A 22,657-nucleotide genomic window follows, 5' to 3' on the forward strand; every position below is an offset into this window, starting at 1 on the left:
CCTGCATCTTTGTTTCAAAGCAAATCACAATTGATTTTTTAATTTTCACAATAATAAATAATAGCGGAATCCGAAAAGCTTAAATAGAGTAGGAAAAAAATTATTTTAATATTTCTATGTTATGAAAAAAGAAATGCAATCAAAAAAATCCCTAGAATCCTTAAAAGGTAAAAAATTAGGTGATTTGAAATCTGTTTATGCAGGATCATTGTCTCTACAACCTAGTGATGCTAGCATGCTTGCAACTACTACGATTATGAACAATGGAGGTACGGCTGATGACGGATGTGATGATAAATCATAGGTAACAACAGTCTTACAAAAGAGGCTGTCTCTAAGTATTAAGAGCAGCCTTTTTCTTTTAAAATGTTTTAATAATTTAATATGATATTGATTTTATCTACTCCCAATGATGACGACACGAACTGGGTAATGGAACACTTGTCAATACTTGGTGAAAAACACATAAGAATTAACGATTTAGATTTATTTACTGGAAAAACAAAAATGTATGTTGAATTACAACCATTTCCTAAATTGTTTGTTGAAAATATTTTTTTTGGAAAAGTGGATATTTCAGATGTTAATTGTGTTTGGTATAGAAAATTTGGTTTTTTTAGAAAGTATAGAGAGCATATTAGATCCGAGACAAATATCGAAATGTTAGATTATTTGAAATCAGAGTACATATCAACATTAGATATTTTTTTTGAATTTTTAAAAGATAAAAAATGGCTTAACCATTATCTCAACGTAAATCAAATGACTAAAATTAGGTGTTTAATGACGGCTCAGGAATTAGGAATTAAAATTCCCCAAACGTATATAACCAACAATTCAAATAATTTAAACTACAATCAGTCATATATCACTAAATCTATAAAAGACGCTACAGTTTTAGATATAGAAGACAAAATATTCTACTTTTTCACCAATGAAATAGGAGAGAAAAAGATTCGTAGTTATGAAAATTTTTTTCCAAGTTTATTTCAAGAAAAAATTAACAAAGAATATGAACTTCGGATTTTTCACTTGAATGGAAAAAATTACAGTATGGCTATATTTTCTCAAACTGATAATCAAACAAGTACAGATTATAGGCAATACAATTATGTTAACCCTAATAGGCTTGTACCATATACACTTCCCAATGATGTGGATCAGAAAATATCTTCTTTGATGAAAAAATTAGGGTTGAACACGGGATCCCTGGACATGATTAAAGCTGATGATGGTGAATATTATTTTTTAGAAATAAATCCTTCCGGTCAGTTTAGAATGACCTCGTTTCCTTGTGGCTATAATCTTCATATTGAAGTTGCTAATTGTTTAAAAAATATGAATGTATGAAAAGAAGTCTATTAAAAGAAATGGGAACTAGTAAGAAGGAATTGTTCCCAATACAGTTTTCCAACCTATATCCTGTAAATACCAATTCTGTTAGGAGGAATCGTCGATATAGAGCAATCAATACACTTGCACATCAATCAGAAATTTACTGTTTAAGCATATACAAAGATGGAATCAATTTATTTACAGAGCAATAAAGACAAATATATTAACTTTTTTTCTTGTTGCCTATTGGTAAGAGGTTTTGAAAGAAGTGCTATATATGATATCCAAAGAGAAAATATAGAATTTATACCGAATACCTTAATAGATTTTGTTGAAGATATTAGAGGAAGAAAGGTCAATGATGTTTTGGAAGAATATAAACACAATAAAATAGCAAAAGAATATTTAAAGTTATTGGAAGAAAAAGAGTTTATTTTTTATTCTGCCAACAATTTTTTTCCAGATTTACCCGCTTTAAGCACTAATGAAGATACATCAATATTCATTTTTACAACTGTAATATTATCCCAATATATTTATGATAATATTAATTCTTTTGCGAGAAATATTCAGCAACTAGGTGTTAAAAGGCTGCATTTTCATATTGATAATAAAAACTGTATGGAACAAGTACATCAGATATTATCATCTTTGGAATATTCACAAGTATCTAATTTGTCATTTTCAATACCATACCAAAAATAGATAAAAGAATTTATCAAAATGATAGAGTAAAATCAATTGTTCTATTTAATTCTCCTAAAAAAAGAACTCGCCAAAACAGTGAGGTAATTACAAATTATATAACCACAGACGATTCTAATTTATTTTTAACACAATTTAGACTTTACGATATTGCAATAAGTATAGGTGCATATAACATTGCTAATAATTATAATCTGGCATTGTACAAAACGATATTTATTGATGGAAATGGCAATATAAAACATAGTTTTTCAGATAAAAATAGTTACGGAAATATCTTGGAAGATTTTGAAGAAATAAAAAACAAACACTGTAAAAAAATTATCACAATTATGGAATATTAAAAAAGATGATATTACCCCATGTAATGTTTGTGAATTTAGGTATTGCTGCACAACGACATATCTACCAGAGAAAGGTAAAACCGGATATACAGTTAATTGTAATTATAATCCCTACATCGCAGAATTTAATTAAAAGAGCAAAAAATTAAATGATAAATCTACATTTACTATGAATTCTAAAATTTTAAAAAGCTTAGTACTAATCTTTTTGTCTTGTAATTTTTATGCCCAAAATTTTCGACTTGATTATCAACTTACCTATAAAGAAGATTCCTTAAGTTCCGAGACAATGAATAAAAACATGACGCTTTTGGTTCAGGGAGGAAAATCTAAATTCTTGACTGAAAAACAATACAAAGTAGATTCAATGAGAAGCAAAGGATTTGAAGATTTTGCTGTGGGTGATAACAGCTTTTTAGTTGTTAATCATGAAGAAAACTTAAGTTCTAAATATTATTTTTTGTTTAAAGATGTATACAAAGTAACAGAACATGTCAATTTAAATTGGGAGCTGAAACCCGAAACCAAAAAAATAGACAACTATCTATGTACAAAGGCAATTTTGAAATATAAAGGAAGAGTTTGGGAAGCATGGTTTACTCAAGATCTACCAATTCAAGGGGGCCCGTATATATTCCGAAATCTACCTGGAGTAATAGTTTATATGGAAGATACTACGGGTTCTTATAAATTTAGCCTTTATACGATAAAGAAGAGAACTGACACTTTAGAATTTGAAAACATGTATAAAGGAGCAATTAATATCCCTCAAAAGCAGTTGCAAAAAGCATTTTTAGATTATTACAATGACCCTTTCAGAGAAATGAAGTCTGGAAATATAAAGGCAAAATTTAAAGATGAGAACGGAAAAGATATTGAACCTGATTTCAGAAAAATGACAACAACAGCCCAAACCCGCTTGAAAAAAAAATAACAATCCAATAGAGCTGTCTGATGCTATAAAATATCCAGATTAATTTAAGTTTGAAAAAATTCCCATTCTACAAACAGCCAGATTACAAAGACTGCGGTCCAACTTGTTTAAGAATTGTAAGCAAGTTTTATGGAAAGGAGATCCCTTACAACAGATTCGTACTCTCTCGGAAACTACAAGAGCAGGAAGTTCATTCATGGGACTCAGCAATGCAGCGGAGAAAATAGGATATAGTTCGTTAGGCATTAAAATTGATTTTAATACGTTAAAAGAACAAGTTCCGCTTCCTTGTATTGTACATTGGAATAAAGAACATTTTGTTGTAATATACAATATTGATAAAAATGATACGGTGTACATTTCCGATCCAAGTTACGGGTTAATAACGTACTCAAAAGAAGAATTTATCAAACAATGGATCGGTGAAAATGCTAATGAACAAACCGAAGAAGGAGTTGTACTTGTTTTAGAGACAACACCAACATTTTATCAAAATGAATTTGATGAAGAAAGTAAAGTCAGTCTAAAATTTCTCTCCAAATATCTTTTCAAATATAAACCACTGGCTTTTCAGCTTGCTATTGGTCTTCTTGCAGGAAGTATTCTTTCCTTATTTTTCCGTTCCTTACGCAGAGTATAGTAGATGTGGGGATTCAAAATCAAGATCTTAATTTTATCTATCTTGTGTTATTGGCTCAAATAATGCTTTTTACAGGCAGAACGGGTATAGAGGTCATAAGAAGCTGGATTTTACTTCACCTCTCTACCAGGATCAATATTTCTATTGTTTCCGATTTCTTTATTAAATTAATGAATCTTCCCATTAGTTTCTTTGATACAAGATTGTCAGGAGATATTTTGGAGCGAATCAATGACCACAATCGTATAGAACAATTAATTACAAATTCTTCTCTTAACACATTATTTTCTCTGATCAATCTCATCATATATAGTGTTGTACTGTTATTGTATGATTATCGTTTATTTTTTGTATACATTGTTGGGGCCATTTTATACATTACCTGGATATCTTTTTTCTTAAAAAAAGGAGAGAATTAGACTATAAAAGATTCTCTCAGCTTTCTCAAGAGCAGAGTAAAGTAATCGAGCTGATTAATGGTATGCAGGAAATTAAAATGTATAATGCTGAAAAACAAAAACGATGGGGATGGGAATTTTTGCAGATCAAACTTTTCAAGATTAGACTTAAATCTCTTTCATTAGAACAGTGGCAATCTGTTGGAGGAAATTTCATTAATACAACGAAGGATATTTTGGTAAGCTTTCTTTCAGCGAAATTAGTTTTAAGTGGAAATTTAACTTTAGGTATGATGCTTTCTGTACAATATATCATCGGGCAATTAAACGGTCCTCTTTTGCAGATTTTTGATTTTATAAAACAGGCTCAGGATGTGCAAATTTGCATTGAAAGATTGGGCGAGATTCATAATAAAGAAGACGAAGAAAACAAAAATGAACAGTATGCTAAAGAAATTCCTTCTCAAGATATTGAAGTAAATAATGTTTCTTTTCGTTATATGGGATCTGATCAGTTTGTTTTTGAAAACCTGAATATTACAATTCCTTATCAAAAAATTACTGCAATTGTAGGAGCAAGTGGAAGCGGAAAAACTACATTTTTAAAACTTTTAATGAAGTTTTATGAACCTAATATGGGAGAAATTAAATTGGGAAACACTACTCTAAAAGATATTTCCCCAAGAACGTGGAGAAATAATTGCGGAGTCGTCATGCAGGATGGTTATGTATTTAATGATACAATTGCTAATAATGTGGCTGTAGGGGAAAACTATATAGATAATCAAAGGCTAAGCAAAGCTTTAGAAATTGCCAGTATTAAAGAATTTGTTGACAGCTTACCGCTAAGCCATAATACTAAAATTGGAAACGAAGGGGTAGGAATTAGCGGAGGACAAAAACAGAGGATATTTATTGCAAGAGCTGTTTATAAATCTCCTGAATTTATTTTTTTTGATGAAGCAACATCCGCATTAGATGCTAATAATGAAAAGATTATCATGGAAAATCTGGAACAGTTTTTTAAAGGTAAAACAGCCATTGTTATTGCACATCGTTTATCTACCGTAAAAAATGCAGATAAAATTATTGTGTTGGATAAAGGTAAGGTCGTTGAAGAAGGAAATCATCAAGAATTGGTTGCTCAGAAGGGCGAATACTATCGTTTGGTTAAAAATCAACTGGAACTCGGGAATTAAGAGGTAGTTATTCTATGGTTTCTTCAAACTTATTAGTAATGTTATATGCTCTATCTTTTACTACAATATCATAATTTCCCTTATCTAAAATAAGATAACTTGAATCTTTTACACTCTGTAATTCTATAATATCTGCAGGAACACCCTTGTTTTCAAATTCTCCCTTTCTATACGCAAAAATTAAGGATGGATAATTTTTAATTTTAGATTTTGGTATTTCATAAAATTGGCGGGTTTTATTTAGCATCCAATTAGGTCTTGCTTTAATGTATGCTGTAATTGGATGTATAATTTTTATATCTGTAAAAGGCTCCTTTTGAATTCCTGTGAATACCATTTTATTTTCGTCTAATAAAACAACAAGGAAAATTCCCGTTTATAGAGCTTAATAATGGGTCATTCATTTCAGAGTCACTTCTTTCAGATAATTGCGTTTGATCAACTGTAAGAGGGTTGATCTTCGTCAGGTCAAAAAGTCTTCCTGCCATTGTTTTTTCCCAAGTCTGGTGTTTTCCTTCATATGCATGCTCATATCCACAGTAAATAAAATATTTTCCATTTTTATTTTTCTGCATAAATTTATAGATATTCTCTGCTTGTTCTATCTCTCTTTCTTTTCCATTTTTTTCCCGATTCCGCTTCATATTTAAATAGAATAAAGCCCAAATCCAAAGCAGTTTTAATGAAATTACCAAATTGTGGTTCGGAAGTATAAAAGCCACTGTGGATTGTTGGGAATTTTCTAATATTTATTGAATCATCACCTAAAGCCTCCAGACCTAAATAACGATAGCCATTTTCATAAAGTCCTTTTAATAGAGATGTTGCAAATGTTCTATGACTCGCATAATGGTGCGCTTCGTTGAGAATCAATATTTCCTCTTTTTTTGATTTATTTAAGATATAATCTTTAGCATTTTCAACTTTATGTTTTACGAATTTCAAACTGTAATCATTAGATAATTTTTTTCTTTTCGTCCTAGTTTATCCCAAGTTTGTAATCCCTTAAAATAATAATTTGACATAGAATACTTCATTGCCCCAATTTGATATTTATAAGAATTGTCTCCGCTTTTATCATTATTAATTTCCTTTTCAATATCATTTGAAAATTTATAAAGATTTTGGGCTTTTATGTTCAAAGAAAAAATGGTGAAAAATAAAAAAAATGTTGTTTTCATATGTTGTTTGGATTAATTAGCTGCTATTAACGGAAATATACTCTCACGGAGCATGATACAGAAGTAAGGTCCTTCCATCAAATACAAGTATTAATTATCTTTTCTTGTTTTCATAAACCGTTTTTGAAACGGCGCTTTCGAGCATAATTTCTGTAATTGGCTGTACAAATTTGTACCATCTTTTTCAATATTAAAGATAAAAAAAATACTTCTCATATTTTTATTTGTTGTCTGGTTTCAAGTTATAATTGAGGGCAGTTCACAAAAAGTTAAAACAAATTAGAGGACATCTATCAAATTCATTTAGAATAATAGATCAAAGCTACTTCTGCTGCAACTTAATTTGCGGAATAAATTATCTTTATCTGGTACCAAACAGATGAGAACAATAACCTTGTTAGACTCTCGTTTATGATAATCAACTCAAAGATTTTTTGCATTGGATTAATTGCTTTATCAACAGATTAGCAAAGACAAAAGTTTTGTTTATGCAAAATTTCTTCTATTGCTGATTAATTAGGGTATAATACTGAACAATCATTCGCAAAGCAACTCCACTTTCTATCTATTCAAGTAAATTGAAAAGTAGCAGATAACAATTAAAGAACTGATATATATATATCTGGAATAAAACATTTTAACTATTTTAAATTTATGAAATCAGGTACCTAAATTCATGAATTTATGGACCAATATATTGTAAAATTTCTTGATATTGTTGCATCTTTGCTCTAGGTAAAGGTATAAATTTATTTTTTTACATGTGTACAGTATAAAAATCTAAATATAAATTTCTGATCAGAAAAACCCAATATCAGGTCGCTATAATTCGTACAGGTGAATACGGAATGGAGTAATCCTCTTAAAGACAAAGCCATAAAATATTAAGTCATGTGGGAGCAATTGGTAAAGAGAAATTAAAACATAATTAATTGAAAAAAAGTTTCCTTTTTATAAGCAGCCCCATTCCAAAGACTGCGGTCCTACTTGCCTCCGTATTGTAAGCAAATTTTACGGAAAAACTATATCCATGCAACAAATCCGTAACCTTTCGGAGACTACAAGAGAAGGAAGTAGTTTACTTGGTTTGAGTGATGCTGCTGAAGATCTTGGTTTCCGCTCACTCGGAGTACAAATTGATTTTAAAACTCTTACAGAAGAAGTTCCTTTTCCCTGTATTGTTCACTGGAACAAAAATCACTTTGTAGTCGTTTATAAAATTGATAAAAACAATAAAGTTTACATTTCGGACCCTAGTTACGGGTTGATCACCTACAGCCGAGACGAATTTATAAAATTATGGATCGGCGAAAATGCCAACGAAAGCACAGAAGAAGGTATTGCTCTGATTTTGGAGACTACCCCTGCGTTTTTTCAAACCGAATTTGATGATAAAGAAAGTAAAGCAAGCTTTACATTTCTTTCAAAATATTTATTAAAATACAAATCTCTTGTCATTCAGCTGGCAGTCGGGCTTTTGGCGGGAAGTTTATTATCATTGATTTTTCCTTTCCTTACCCAAAGTATCGTCGATGTCGGGATTCAGAATCAAGATCTGAATTTCATTTATATCATTTTATTAGCCCAGATCATGCTTTTCCTGGGAAGAATGGGAATCGAAGTTATCCGAAGCTGGATCTTGCTCCATCTTTCAGCAAGGATAAATATTTCCATCATTTCTGACTTTTTCATTAAATTAATGAAGCTTCCCATCAGCTTTTTTGATACGAGAATGACCGGCGATATCATGCAGAGAATTAATGACCATCACAGGATTGAGCAGCTTTTGACCAGCTCATCTCTGAATACATTATTTTCATTGGTCAACCTTATCATTTTCAGCATCATCTTATTATTTTATGATTACAAGCTTTTCGTCGTCTATTTGGTCGGAGCTGTTTTGTACATCGCATGGATCAGTTTTTTCCTTAATAAAAGAAAAGAGCTTGATTATAAAAGATTCTCACAAGTTTCCCAGGAGCAAAGTAAAGTGATCGAACTGATCAACGGAATGCAGGAAATCAAAATGCACAACGCCGAAAAACAAAAGCGTTGGGATTGGGAATTTTTACAGGTTAAATTATTTAAAATAAGGATAAAATCTTTGTCATTAGAACAATGGCAGTCCGTCGGAGGAAATTTTATTAATCAAATGAAAGATATTTTGGTAAGTTTTCTTTCTGCAAAGCTTGTTCTTAGTGGAAATTTAACATTGGGAATGATGCTTTCCGTTCAATACATTATTGGACAGTTGAATAGTCCTTTATTACAATTGATAGATTTTATCAAACAGACGCAGGATGCTAAAATTTCATTGGAAAGATTAAGTGAAATTCATGATAAAGAAGATGAGGAAAGTAAAGACGAACAATACGCTCACGATATTCCTGAAAAAGATATTGAAATAGAAAATCTTTCGTTCAGATATATTGGTTCAGATGCTTTGGTTTTTGAAAATTTAAGTTTAAATATTCCTTATCAGAAAACAACTGCTATCGTGGGAGCCAGTGGAAGTGGAAAAACAACGCTTTTAAAATTATTTATGAAATTTTATGAGCCCAATGAAGGCGATATTAAAATCGGAAACACAAAATTAAAAAATGTCTCTCCAAGATTATGGAGAGATCATTGCGGCGTGGTGATGCAGGAAGGCTATGTCTTTAATGATACAATTGCCAATAATATTGCCGTCGGAGAGGATTTTGTGGATAAGCAAAAGCTAAGAAAAGCCGTAGAAATCGCCAATATTAAAGATTTTATTGAAGAATTACCGTTAAGTTATAACACAAAAATAGGTAACGAAGGTTTGGGAGTGAGTGGCGGACAAAAACAAAGGTTATTTATCGCAAGAGCCGTCTATAAATCTCCGGAATATATTTTCTTCGATGAAGCTACTTCTGCCTTAGACGCCAACAATGAGAAAGTCATCATGGAAAACTTAGAGCAGTTTTTTCAGGGTAAAACTGCTATCGTCATTGCACACAGGCTTTCAACCGTAAAACACGCCGATAAGATTATTGTTTTAGACAAAGGAAAAGTCGTGGAAGAAGGAAATCACAATGAGCTGGTTGCCTTAAAAGGTGAATATTACAGATTGGTAAAAAATCAATTAGAATTGGGGAATTAGCTACTTTAACAAGTCAAAGCTATTATGAATTTATAAAAACATTGTTTACTAAAAATTAAATTTTGGAAACTAACAAAGAAATATTAGATAATATAGAATTACGTTCTGAAAGCGTTCAGGATATTCTTACTCAGCCACCTCACTGGATGATCCGTTGGGGAAATACCATTATATTAATTATTCTCATGCTTATTTTAGCAATGAGCTATATGATCAGGTATCCTGAATTTATCCCTGCACCAATCGTTGTTACATCTCAGAATCCACCGGAAAAATTAGAGGCACGAACCAATTCTAAAATCGAAAAAATTTTCATTAAAGATCATCAGGAGGTAAAAAAAAATGACGTTTTGATGGTCATGCAATCCACTGCTAATTATAAGGATGTTTTGGAGCTTAAAAAACTAATAGATTCCATTTCGCCTAATGAATTGAGTTCTTTTCCCATTCAACAAACTTCCCATTTTAAATTGGGTGAGTTACAAGGAGATTATAATGGTTTTGCAAAGGCATTTCAGGATGAAAAGTTGTTTACAAGATTACAACCTTATGCACCGGAAAATTTGGCAGCCAATCAAATTATTTCTGAATACCAAGGCAGGATTGCTATGTTAAAACAACAAAAGAACCTTGAGCTGGCAAAATATGAACTAACAAAGAAAAATTATAACCGTTCTCAGGAATTATTTAATCAGGGTGTGATCGCTGCTGTGGAATTGGAAAATGAGAAAATCAAATTTTTACAAGCTCAACAGAATATAGAAAACATTAGTATTTCATTATCGCAAATCGAAGAAGGAATTTCTAATGTTACAAAAACCAAAAGCGGAGCTTCCATTAATACCGAAAAAGATAAGATTACCTATTCTTCACAAACATCACAATTATTTGAACAGCTTAGAAAATCTTTACGGCAATGGGAACAGAATTATCTTATCATTTCTTCTATTAATGGTCCTGCTAGTTTCCAGCAGTTTTTTGGCGAAAATCAGTTCGTAAAAGCGGGGGACGTTATTTTATCTATCTTTCCAAAGAACAAGGAAAATTTGGTAGGCAGAATGTCTGTACCGGCTACAAATTCGGGCAAGATCGCATCAGGAGAAAAAGTTTTAATTAAACTTGACAATTATCGTTACCAGGAATACGGTATTATAGAAGGTAGGGTTCGGAACATTTCGCTTACTCCAGATAATACCGGAAATTATTATGTAGATGTTACTCTTCCAAAAGGTTTAAAGACAACTTACAACAAAAACCTCCCATTTGATAAAGAACTTAAAGGTAATGCTGAAATTGTTACACAAGATTTACGATTGATCCATAGGTTCTTCTATCAAATTAGAAAATTATTGGGATATCAAAGTTAAATGGAAATTCGCAAAATTATGGATGGAAGATTAAATATATTCCTGGAGAAACCACTTAAAGCCTCTGATAATTCAGAGGCTTTTTTGTTTATTATGCTAAAACTCTCAGCTAAAAAATAAACTCCCCCAAAATAGATTTGGGGGAGTTTTTTTACATAAGGATAAACTCAATGAGGTTATGCATTGATCATGGTTTTTAAATTTTCTATTTCTTTATTCTGAGCAATAATATAAAGCGTAAGTTCTTCGATCTTCTGAAGTAATTTGATCTGAAAGTCTCCTACAGGCAACCCGTTATCCGTCATTTCTTCTGCAGAAGGAATTTCCGGGAGGTGTTTGTTTTCCCGTATAAAAGATTCAAGTTCCTGAATGCTTGGCATCTGATAATCCGGTCTGATTGAAGATTCGCCGTCAAAATATTTTTGGAAAACATAATCTGCAGGGACATTGGTATCAACGATAACATCTTCTGCATGAATCTTTCCTTTTACAGTAAGCTTCTGATCCGGATTTTTTGTTCCTATTCCAACATTTCCTGCATCTGCACTAAGAATCAGATTATTGCCAACAGGGTTAATATGCAGCGGCATTCCTGCATGACTTTGTATCCATGAATAATTTTCAGCACATCCTAATCTCAGGTTAGTGTTGGAAGTATCGCCAATGATCAGGGTACCTTCCTGATCTGGGGTATGCATTGCTGAAATTACATTCATTTTCGCCTTAGGTTCGTTGGTTCCTACTCCAACTTTTCCATCAGCTCTTACAGAAAGCCTTACGGCAGCATTGGTAACAAAGTTTAGAGCAGCCCCATCTGCATTATTCACGATGTTAAAATCGCCATACGAGCCATATCTGAAAGCTGTTCCTGTATACCCGGAATTAAGCTCCAGATCAGCTGTTGTATGATATCTCAACTGTACAATATTACTTCCGCCTGCAGCCTCACTTCTGTCAAATAATGCAGAAGTTACATTGGAATGCCCTTGATTCTGAATGGCTTTCACATGTAATTTGGCCTCAGGCTGCGATGTTCCTACCCCAAGGTTATCATTGTAATGTATATAATGAGTTCTTGGTCCTGAAAGTGGATTAGTATAAACATCCGAAAGCTGTACATCTTTAAAATCGAGTGTATCTAATGCACAGTGATAAGTAAGCCTGATGTCATATGGATTACCCAACGGACTGGTATGGAAGACCGTCACTTTGTACTGATTAACGGAACTGTCCCATACAAAGTCCCCGATATAAATGTTGTAAATAACATGTCCTCCTGCTTCTACTATTCTGGAAGTCGGCGTATACCATATCCCATTATCCGGATTAGCTCCGATCTGAAAAAGCTTTTTTACGTTCCCAACGCTGCTGGTGTGCATAAAAGTTCCTACAATTTCCACTTCGAGCCATCCAGCCATTCCCCTGTTCCCAAATAGGATATCAACGGCCTGATCAGATACCTGATTGGGAAAAGTTACATACAGCCTTTTTTGATAATAGTTCTTTGGAAATAGCTGTGGATCTTCAAGATGGGCAAAACTGTCTAATGTGTCACTAAACTGAGCTTCTGTAGGCCTTTTGCCTGCCTTGAAATATTCTTTTAATTCTGTGATTGTTTTTTTTGCCATGGTTATTTTGATTTAAGAACATCAATCTCCTTTTTCATTGAGATCATGTACAGTGTTAATTCTTCGATTTTCTGAAGTAATTTGATCTGAAAGTCCCCTATTGAAAGTCCATTATCCGTCATTTCTTTAGCAGATGGGATTTCCGGAAGATGGCTCTTTTCAGAAATAAATTTTTCAAGATCCCCGATTTCTCTTAAGTTATAATCTGCAGCAAATACGTGATCAGCCGTAGGAGTTTGGGTAACCAGTACGTCCTTGGCTTCCAACTTACCATACAATGCCATATTACCGGCATCGGATAAAAATAACCTGGATCCATAGTTGCCATCGTCAGAATAACTCCAGAACTGTAAGCCATTACCGTAGCCTCCGGTCATATTATAGATTGCCCACCTGCTTGCAGTACCAGGTGCTGTTTTGCTATGGTTTTCCAAAAATATTGCTCCTCCTTCTTTACTGCTTACCTGTGACACTATTGTTCCCTGTACATCCAGTTTTTGCTTGGGAGTATCTGTACCAATCCCTATACTTCCGTTAGGGGTAATTCTCATCAGTTCAGACATCGCTACCGGATTATCTACAGGAACCTGCTGGTTGGCAGAGCTTAAAAATTTAATTCCTTCGTGTCCGGCAGTGACTGCCATTTTGAAATTAGAAAAAGTGCCACAACTCGATAGCCATGCCGAAGCTGTATAAGGATCTGCTTTGGCGCCGTAGCTCATATAGGTTTCGGCATTACTTCTTAAAGATCCCCAGTTATTCATAGAACCATCTTCATAACGAATCGCAAGAGCATTAATTCCCCTTGTAGAATCCGTGTCGCCGGCTAAGATATTTCCGCGGACATCTAATTTAGACGTTGGATTACTTTCTCCAATTCCAATATTTCCATTAGGTCTGACGGTCATCTGGACCTTTTGACTTGTAACAAAATTGATGGAACCGAAATTGTGATCATAAGAATTATCATTTTCAATATTGAAATCAAAATAATCACCATATCTCCTTCCATTGCCTGAATATCCTGAATTTAATTCTAAATTGGCACTGTTATGATAAGAAAGGTTAATGATATTACTTCCTCCTGTCGGTCCATTCATTGTAAATTTAGCGATCGTCGAATTTTGATTCAATGAGTTTTCCTCTACTACATTCAGTCTTGTTTCGGGAGTCGCTGTGCCAATTCCTACATTTCCTTGGGTATTCACTTTGAGCCCCACTTTAGCACTTTCACCGGACAAGAGATTGCCTACCCAAAGATTCCACTCATTGCTCATCGGCTGGCGGGGAATAGAGGCCATACTATTGCCTCTTATATCTGTTGTCACCCAGGAGTCATTTTTATTAACGGATCTTATTTTAATAAACACTCTTAGCGTCTGGCTTGTCTCTCCATAGGTATTGACCGCTCTGATACGAAACTTACATGTTCCGCCATTTACATCCATCGTAAAGTTATAATTATCAATACCATCGATGTAATTATTTCTATTGATTGCACCACATTCTTTCCAGGTATCGGAATTCGAATGTGAAACGGCAGCAACATGGGTCGCTCCACAGGCAATATTCCCTCTTGTATATGCCATAGAGACTTCAAAAAATCCCCCCGCACGGGCACTTGAAGGCTCGAAATTTACAAACTCTATATAATCCCCTACCTGAAAATCTGCGGGAAACTCTACGAATGTAGAATATTCAGATGATGCATCCAGGTGTACATAGCTGTCTATTAAATCGCCAAACTGGCTTTCAGTCGGTCTTTTTCCTGATTTAAAATATTCTTTTAATGCTGCTATTGTTCTTTTTGCCATAATTTTGTTGTTTGGTAACTCTCCTTTTAATGTATAAAAGGAGAGATTTATATTTTTGTTTAGACCAGAATCTTCAAACCAAACTGTCCTAAATCTATTACCTGCAGACCTCTTGTGATATAGACTTTCATGTACTTCATTGGTTCTATTATAGCGGTTTGATCTCCTTTTAACTGAAGTGTAATTAAAGAGGAAGTTGATAAATTGATGATTTTGATTTCCTGTTCTTGATATAATTCCGTTATATTACAAATCATATCGGACGATTGACTGCCTGTAACAGTAATACATTTCGTTTCATCGTTTAATTCCAAATACAAGTCTGAACCGATTTCGTATTGTTTTTTAGTTGCCGTAATACTTTCCCGCATTTGAGTATCCGATACTTCAGCTGTTTCCAGCTTGGCCCTTGATGCTGATGCTAATTGAGAAATGACCCAATCCCTGGATGCAAGCTGCCTCCAGGCTCCTTTACCATCACCGGATTGAAACCACAAATTATCTGAGTTGTCTCTGGCTCCCAACAATCTTGTTGAAACCGCTGTACTCCCAAAAGAGATCAATCCCCCGGTCTGTGTGAAAGGTGCATTAAGAGAACCCGAAGTAACTGCTGCTACGTAAGTTCCTACAGGTACAGCTAACATATCATTTTGATAAGGTAATGCACTAACCGGACTAGCATAATTTACGGGTAAATATTTTCCAGCATGATTTCCCCAACTGTAAGCTGTATTCCATTGATCTGAACTTCCTGTATTTAATGTAGTAATCACACCTGTGCCTGATATCTTTGCCAATTCAATTGGTGACACGGCTGAACCATTTGTTCCACTTAGGTTTGCTTTGTTAAAGGAAAAACCTTTATGATTATTGACAGTAAAAGCCAAGGAATTAAGGCTTCCTCTTGGCTGAATAAAATCTGTTCCGTTAAACTGAAGATTGTGTGCCAGCCAAATACCATAACCCGGAGTATTGCTCCCTGAAACATTGGTATGGAAAATGGATGATCCTGCAGCGGTTTGAGATCCGAAAAGTACATTATAATTATCTACATACTGAGTTCCGTTTGCATTAATAATAATTTGGTTTGTAGCCACTGTATCCCCTGCAGGCCTCAAAAATATTCCACTTGTGCCACTATTTGAAACTGCTGATAAAATTGTGTTTACGCTATCTGCCCTCAGTTTATTCACACTTTGATGTTGAGCTGTTAATGAACCTTGATAGGTATTGAAGTTGCCAGCAATAGTAACATCTCCTCTTACGTATTCATTTCCTATTACATCCAATGCATATCCTGCCGTTGGAGTTACTGCAGAGCTCCCTCCTATTGCAACCCTCTGATCCGAAGTCCATCTGATTGCATTTTTTCCATTATAGGTGGTGCCACCAATATATCCATAGGTCAATGTTATATTTCCTGAGGCATCTACAGATCCTAAATGACCATATATATCTGCAATTCCGTTAGTCCCCTTCAACTGAGTAAAGTTTCTAGCAAATCCTCCTGATGTGGTATTTGAAGACATATCTCTATTCAACGCATTTGTGGTTGAAGCCATGAGATTAATAGATCCTGTCATGTTTCCCCCTGCAAGCGGTAAATATGCATTGGGATTAAAAGCATCCAAATGTAAATAACTGTCAATAAGATCTCCAAACTGACTTTCTGTAGGTCTTTTGCTTACTTTAAAATAATCTTTTAATTGTGCTATTGTTTTTTTTGCCATAATTTTTGTTTTTGAAGATCAGTTCCTTCTCACTGATGAAAGGAGGAAGGAACTGTTTCATCTTCATTTATTATAATAAAGGGTTTAGTCTGGTCTTACAATGAAAGTTCCCTGTAAGATCATACCGTCTGTTCCATCATGAGAAATTCCCCCGATATCAGACCACGTTTCTTTTTTATAGATGGTCAGAATCTTTTCTTCCGTGCTGAGCATATTAGACGTATTCTGAGCTTCCATTTTGAAGTGGTGATACAATACATTTCCGTCTGCATCTTTGATCTGCATAGGATCTAATCCCAGTTTTTCTACCGGAAGGAAAAACTCATTTCCAGTCATGTCAAATGTTTCTTTAAATACCCATTCGTCTGTATTGGTGGCAGGGTTATTGGCAAATACATAAAGTTTTGCTTTTGAAATATCCTTTTCGTCGGTATCAATTCTGGCAATTTCTTTCCAGTTCCCCAGGTTGTTTAACTTATAAAGGTGATATTTGCCTTTATAGCATACCTGATCCCAGGATAAGATCACCCAGTTGATGACGTCGGAATCTACCGGCTCTGAATGGTATCTCAGCACTGGTGTCGGCGGATTATAATTTTCAACTAAAGTAGAAACCACAATTTTTGAAGGCTGTGACGGAGCCAGCTCCATAACTTCCTTGGAAGAAGGAGGTATCACAGTATAATCTGTTGTAGTATAATCCACTCTCCTTGAAACTACTACACGGTAATACAGAGGATCTCCATACGGTTTATTCTGCATATCAGTAAATTCATCATATAAGATCCAGGAACTATTCTCCGTATCTGTCTCAACGGTTAAAACATTAACTGTTTTTATACGTTTCATCGTCAGAATAGATTCAGCATCAAGTTTATTGGTGGCTCTATAGATAGAAACAGTTTCAATCTTTTGTACATCCGGATACTGATTGACTTCAATTCTGACTTTGGCAGTTATTCCCAGTGTAGTATTATCCACAATGGGCAGTAAGCTCAGGATTTTTGGCGGTTCAGCCGGATTGGTATTGACCAGTTTAATAGGCCCCAAGAATGGACTGAACTCTCCCATCTGCATCTGGTTGCCCATTTCACGGGCGCCATAAAAATAGAAGTTATCTGAAGCGCCATCCAGCGTGAAATCGGTAAATAAGGTTGAATGAGGATTCTCACTATACACGGCGGCCATAGGCGCCATATCAAAATCATCGTGGGTAGTTGGCAATAAATAACCGCTGGCATCCCTTATATTCTGTTTCTTATTTTTTGGTCTATGCCCTGCAGGATCTGATACATTCAGTTTTTTTATATGCTGATAGATCACAGGAACCTCAGTAAGCGGTAAAAAGCAGTTGAATATTCTTTCTTTGATAAAATGTCCAAATTTTAATTCACCTGAAACATTCGGAATGGCTGCAATAATTACATCACTAAAGAAAGTACCTCCTATAGCTCCATCATTCAAGAGAGGAACATTTACATTGTAATGGTCATTATGGGCTTTGATAAACTCATTAATGTCTGCAAAAAATTCCTTACTGTCCGGAAGTGGCAATGCATATCTTACACGTCCTGCTTTTGGATACGTTTGATACATCATTCCGCCATTGGTCAGCATATCAAAATCGACAAAGTTTTTCCATCTGTCATTGAAGAATAATTCATCATTTCCTCCTACTGAAGCCAGTCTCCTTTTAATTTCCTCAATTGTTTTCGGTTTATACAACGCTGCTAGTAAAAGGGCATTATTGGCTCTGTAAAACTGTACCGAATAAGGTTTCTGCTGATAATTTGTAATAAAACTATAAGTAGATTTTCCAAACTGATCCGGTCTCGTAGCATAGGTAGACCCGGTAGGCAGCTCAGGCTGCTTCGGTATCACAATTCTGTTGGCAAACATTACTGCAGGAACACTGAACTTCGATTTGTACTTCGCTCCCTGCATGTCTACATAATCGTTATCCACACTTTTCAGTCCGAAAACAGAATATCTCACTTCTTCTTCACCTTCCGGTAAAATAGCGTCCTGGGTCAGGTTGTTGGCCGTATTTTTATACAGATACACTTTATACGACGGATAATAGTTGATCATCACCGAATCCCCGGTTAAAGGGTTCGAAGGAAGCTTAGGAACATTCTGCATCTGATCATACAGGATAGGTTCTTTTGCTGTATTTTCTTTAATCTCAAAACTTTCATCATAAATATAAAGTACCAGATCCTGGGCGGTCCCGATTCCTTCGGTTTTTACCACTTTAAATGAAGATCTTGAATCAACGGCAACTCCGTTAACTAAATTTTCATTGATAAACAACCTTACAATTCCTTTATACCATTCCACAGAGTGGCTATTGTCCATATACTGTGAATGCTGGCCTAAAGAGAATCCCGGAAGCGTTAATTTATAGACTCCCTGGAATACCGGCGGCTTAGTATCCGGAAAAGTGGTCACTACTCCTTCACTGTTTTGATATTTATCAATTTTCTCAAGGAAAGGTTCAATTTTCGCATTTTTCCAGATTCCTCTGGTTTTTTCCAGATATCTCTGGGTCGTTCCGCCAGAAGCCGGAACTTCGATTATTTCTCTGTGTACTGCCCAGTCATTGGATCCGATTTTCACCTTTAAGGTATTGGGATTCTTCACGCCCCAGGTTGATGTATTCTGCATGTTTTCAGTAACATGAAATAATCCTTCCGTTGCCGGAGCAATTGCAGGAAGCGCCAGCCCAGCCTGAGTTATGACAGGGGTCTGCCCCGCCATGATAGCATCACTAGGCCCTTTTTTAAACACCGTGAAATTAAGCCCCGATGTTCCCTGTGTAATCTCATGGATGATGTAGGCATCCGATCCCAGTAAAAAGATTCCTCCAATAAAATCACCGGCAACCGATCCGTCCGGAATTTTGGATTTAAAGGTTTCCTGAACTACAGACGGCTGAGCACTGCCCAAAACTGTTGCACCTGAACTCGGTACCGGATAATCTTTTGTTTCAAAGACAGCCAGTAGCTGATTCTGGTGAGGCAGTACATTATAAGCTTTTGCAGAAATAACTTTAGGTTCGGAATTTCTGAAATAAATTTCTGCTTCATCAGCAAAGATCTCTTTATTATCCGGGAACAATGAGTTCGGATCCGAAAGGTATTCCTGATTGGTCACCGGTGAATCAAAAGGAATAGAATAATTAATAAGATCCTGATAACTGTAATAGTCGAAGAGAATTCTTACCAATGTTTTATCCTCATTCGCCGGTATAGCCTGTAAACGTAATTGCTCATCCTGTGAAGTAAACGTCAGCGGAAATTCTTTCTGGATATTAAAAGCCGTAACTCCCGATGGCGGCAACAGCCTGTTAGCAGGTTTTATTTCTGTAGATATAGAAAGTTCACCATAAGCCCGCTGCGCTCTTGAAAACCAGTTGATTCCATAAGATTGGTAATGATATATTCCGCTTTTTTCCTGTCTGTGCATATACATAGGGGCATTCGTATCAGGAATCTGAATTGAAATGGTTTCCATAGCTTTTGATGCTCCAACCGTTGAATCGATGTTCAGATATTGAGTATCGTGAGAAAGTTCCGGTTTCACCCATTTAAAATCATCCTGTGCACCCGGTTCTATCAAACGGTGCTCTAATCCTGCATATACCGGTCTGGTCTGTGAGGCCGCATCATAAAAGTCTGTTGAAGAAAAGAAGCCCGGGTTGATTTCAACATCCGGTACCGGCTGATTATAAATACTGATATACCGGTATTTTCCATCATGCGAATAGCCTTCACTGTTGTACAGGTTTGAAGAGTTCGGATTGTTACCATCCATTCCTTTCCCTAATTTTAAAAGTTGAACAGGCAAGGAAAGCCTTTCAATATTAGTGGAAACAGGAAGAGACATTGAAAGCAACTGATAGCCTTTATCTGTAGAGCTGATATCCAGATTCCTATTGGTATAATATTCTGCAATATAGATGTACTCAGGTCCCATGGCATCATCACTTAAATCAAGATATCCTAATCCAAGCATTCTGGCGATATGATAATCAAGTGCTGCAATATTCAAAAGATCAAGATTCGAAACCTGTGTGGCTCCCGGTTCAGGGTCATCAGTTGAAATATTAACAACCGGATCTACAGATAAATTGAAATTGATGGTTTCATAGGCTTTCGGATTGGACGGATCATTACTCAGGTTGATGAAATTTTCCACTACAGTCCGGATATCCCTGTCTAAAGGCCCCTGGGATTGATGTTCCCATCTGTTTCTATAATTTTCGGTATTTACATAAGCATCATCATTATATCTGAGCCATGCTCCATGAACAGGCCTTATATCCGGAAGCGGATCAAGTGCTTTAAAAGCGGTCTCCGTATCTTTAGTCAATGCAAAATCTCCCATAGGTTTCCAGGCCTGAGCATTATTCCTGCTTCTGATAAAATCGGAATAGAATTCAAAATCCAGAGAGATCACTTTACATTTACTGGCCTTAAAACGAATTGTTTTACCATTTTCTATTGTAAAGTAAGGATTACCTTTTCCTGTAGAGTCCCTGAAGCCCAGATGTTGCTGCGATGTATTGGCAGGATCAGCCACAGAAAGCGCTTCAATCTTTAGTTCAGATCCGATCAGTCTCAATACATTTATTTTGGCTGCGAAAAACAGATCTGTTTTACACTGTACCTCAATCAGTTCATTCCCGTATTTTTCTATGAACTGAGCCGGCTGTGTAAGGGGATTGATCGTCTGTCTTACCAATGCATAGGTACCGGCATTTTTAAAATAGACATACACCATTCTCTGGTTGTTGTTTCCTGACTTGTACACCCACAGTTTCTGATTATCATCAATCATTTGTGGCGGTACTGAAAAATTCAGATTGAAAGTAGATTTGACATAAGGAGTTCTGTAGATCTTTACAAAATCATCTTTCTTGTTGAAATTTTCTTTATTGGCAGCCTCTGTTCCTTTAGGCAGGTGATTTTCTCCCAATTTTCCTCCAAAGGCCCATCTTAAGTGAATCCCCTCAGTACTATCAGCACCTGTGGATCCTGCGGCCTGAAGATAGAAAGCTGGTGTTTGTAATCCCGAGAACTCGTCAAAATTAATTGTTGAATCTCCACCGTTATCACATACATTCTTTCCGTCGTACAGATGATCCTGAACAGAAAGAAGCAGATCATTTTCATCATAAGGAATATTGGTTCCGATATAGTCTGCATTCTCTCTTTGAACCCCTTTTTGAGGGGTTTCAAAGATACCTGCCGGATATATTTTACAGGAGTCTATGGTGTCTGGTAAAAGACCGGAAAAACCTCCGGTACTGTCTTCGCCTCTGGCTACAACTTCGCCTCCTGCCACATGGTCAATAAAGAATTCTTTGGCATCCACTTTCTTGGTCCAGTCTGGTAAAGTATTGTAATATTGTGCACAGCGCACTTCATTATTTTTGTTAATAGCATACAGGCTTTTTTCACCGTACGTAAAACGAAGTTTCTGGCCATACCAATCCTTATATAACATTGCCCGGTTATCAGCCATATTCAGGGAAACAGGCGTGCTGTCTATATCTCCGGGCATATAAATTTCGTAATAATTGTCCGGGGTAGGTCTGCAGTAAACATCATTCAGGTTCACTTTAATTCCATCCACAGATAAATATTCAGACTGCATCACCGGATAATTGACCTGTCCTCTTAAATAAACCCCTCGCTTTTGTCCGCTTGGAGCTGTTTCATTAGCACTTAAGAAGACTTCTTCACCAAATGTTGCAATACCATTTACCTGCAACATCGTACCCGGACTGCTATTATGCTTAATTCTGGTTCTGGTTTCAACATTTCCGTTCCCGGAGATAAACATAACTCCACTCGTTGAATCATTAACATCAAAGAATGCCAGATAAACTGCGAGATTGAGGAATGTAGCAGCGTGTAAATGTCCTACTATGGTAGTCGTCTGCTGAAAATAACGGCACCATACCATTACTCCATTAGATGTAATTCTCATCACCAAAGGGGTCTTTCCTCCACGAATACCTACTACAATAAAATCTCCATTCTGAAACGGCATTACTTTAGTAAAAACAATATCCCTATCCTCAGAGTAGGTTTTGCTCCACAGCTGGTTGCCAGCCTCATCAAACAGCGTTATCAGTCCTGATGCTCCTACTGTACCTACCTGCATTACATTTCCTGTACCTTTGCAGGAGTAATTGATTTGGGTATCAGGGCTGTAATAATTATAATATTTTAAAAAACTCATTTT

14 protein-coding genes and 1 pseudogene are annotated in these 22,657 nt (G+C 35.5%); 7 read left to right on the forward strand and 8 right to left on the reverse strand.

What is annotated here, in order from left to right; all coding sequences use genetic code 11:
- Nucleotides 1-121: 121 nt before the first annotated feature.
- From MUW56_RS03970 to MUW56_RS03990, 5 genes and pseudogenes are all read left to right on the forward strand, one after another.
- Nucleotides 122-304, forward strand: coding sequence for a hypothetical protein (locus MUW56_RS03970; RefSeq protein ID WP_115973002.1), 183 nt, complete (start codon nucleotides 122-124; stop codon nucleotides 302-304).
- A gap of 80 nt (nucleotides 305-384) precedes the next feature.
- Nucleotides 385-1,350 carry a grasp-with-spasm system ATP-grasp peptide maturase gene (gwsG, locus tag MUW56_RS03975; RefSeq protein ID WP_292011967.1) on the forward strand — a complete coding sequence of 322 codons (966 nt, stop codon included), beginning with the start codon at nucleotides 385-387 and terminating at the stop codon, nucleotides 1,348-1,350.
- A gap of 168 nt (nucleotides 1,351-1,518) precedes the next feature.
- Entirely contained in the window at nucleotides 1,519-2,040 is a 522-nt protein-coding gene (locus MUW56_RS03980; RefSeq protein WP_292011968.1) for a hypothetical protein, read from the forward strand.
- A 513-nt stretch (nucleotides 2,041-2,553) separates the two neighbouring features.
- Nucleotides 2,554-3,318 carry a GLPGLI family protein gene (locus tag MUW56_RS03985; RefSeq protein ID WP_292011969.1) on the forward strand — a complete coding sequence of 255 codons (765 nt, stop codon included), beginning with the start codon at nucleotides 2,554-2,556 and terminating at the stop codon, nucleotides 3,316-3,318.
- Nucleotides 3,319-3,368: 50 nt separating this feature from the next.
- Nucleotides 3,369-5,555: pseudogene (locus MUW56_RS03990) on the forward strand (peptidase domain-containing ABC transporter).
- Between the two features lie 7 nt (nucleotides 5,556-5,562).
- Here the strand turns inward: MUW56_RS03990 and MUW56_RS03995 are convergent.
- From MUW56_RS03995 to MUW56_RS04010, 4 genes are read right to left on the reverse strand one after another with little or no spacing between them, the layout of a single operon-like run.
- Nucleotides 5,563-5,892, reverse strand: coding sequence for a hypothetical protein (locus MUW56_RS03995; protein WP_292011970.1), 330 nt, complete (start codon nucleotides 5,890-5,892; stop codon nucleotides 5,563-5,565).
- Nucleotide 5,893: 1 nt separating this feature from the next.
- On the reverse strand, nucleotides 5,894-6,130 hold the full coding sequence (locus tag MUW56_RS04000; protein WP_292011971.1) for a hypothetical protein: 237 nt from the start codon (nucleotides 6,128-6,130) through the stop codon (nucleotides 5,894-5,896).
- 4 nt (nucleotides 6,131-6,134) lie between these two features.
- Complete coding sequence (locus MUW56_RS04005) at nucleotides 6,135-6,500, reverse strand: hypothetical protein (RefSeq protein WP_292011972.1); 366 nt, start codon at nucleotides 6,498-6,500, stop codon at nucleotides 6,135-6,137.
- Complete coding sequence (locus tag MUW56_RS04010) at nucleotides 6,497-6,736, reverse strand: hypothetical protein (RefSeq protein ID WP_292011973.1); 240 nt, start codon at nucleotides 6,734-6,736, stop codon at nucleotides 6,497-6,499. Before MUW56_RS04010 ends, MUW56_RS04005 begins: the two co-directional genes overlap by 4 nt.
- A 931-nt stretch (nucleotides 6,737-7,667) precedes the next feature.
- Here MUW56_RS04010 and MUW56_RS04015 point away from each other — a divergent pair.
- Both MUW56_RS04015 and MUW56_RS04020 read left to right on the forward strand, forming a co-directional pair.
- Nucleotides 7,668-9,863 (forward strand): peptidase domain-containing ABC transporter, encoded by a 2,196-nt coding sequence (locus MUW56_RS04015; RefSeq protein WP_292015372.1) that lies wholly within the window; start codon nucleotides 7,668-7,670, stop codon nucleotides 9,861-9,863.
- 62 nt (nucleotides 9,864-9,925) lie between these two features.
- Nucleotides 9,926-11,230 carry an HlyD family efflux transporter periplasmic adaptor subunit gene (locus MUW56_RS04020; protein ID WP_292011974.1) on the forward strand — a complete coding sequence of 435 codons (1,305 nt, stop codon included), beginning with the start codon at nucleotides 9,926-9,928 and terminating at the stop codon, nucleotides 11,228-11,230.
- A gap of 176 nt (nucleotides 11,231-11,406) precedes the next feature.
- Here MUW56_RS04020 and MUW56_RS04025 read toward each other — a convergent pair whose 3' ends face one another.
- The 4 genes from MUW56_RS04025 to MUW56_RS04040 form a co-directional block, all read right to left on the reverse strand.
- Nucleotides 11,407-12,858 (reverse strand): hypothetical protein, encoded by a 1,452-nt coding sequence (locus MUW56_RS04025; RefSeq protein WP_292011975.1) that lies wholly within the window; start codon nucleotides 12,856-12,858, stop codon nucleotides 11,407-11,409.
- 2 nt (nucleotides 12,859-12,860) lie between these two features.
- Complete coding sequence (locus tag MUW56_RS04030; RefSeq protein ID WP_292011976.1) at nucleotides 12,861-14,672, reverse strand: hypothetical protein; 1,812 nt, start codon at nucleotides 14,670-14,672, stop codon at nucleotides 12,861-12,863.
- Nucleotides 14,673-14,731: 59 nt separating this feature from the next.
- Nucleotides 14,732-16,402 carry a hypothetical protein gene (locus MUW56_RS04035; RefSeq protein ID WP_292011977.1) on the reverse strand — a complete coding sequence of 557 codons (1,671 nt, stop codon included), beginning with the start codon at nucleotides 16,400-16,402 and terminating at the stop codon, nucleotides 14,732-14,734.
- 84 nt (nucleotides 16,403-16,486) lie between these two features.
- Complete coding sequence (locus tag MUW56_RS04040) at nucleotides 16,487-22,654, reverse strand: hypothetical protein (RefSeq protein ID WP_292011978.1); 6,168 nt, start codon at nucleotides 22,652-22,654, stop codon at nucleotides 16,487-16,489.
- Nucleotides 22,655-22,657: the final 3 nt, after the last annotated feature.

The organism is Chryseobacterium sp., from assembly GCF_022869225.1.
Lineage (GTDB): Bacteria > Bacteroidota > Bacteroidia > Flavobacteriales > Weeksellaceae > Chryseobacterium.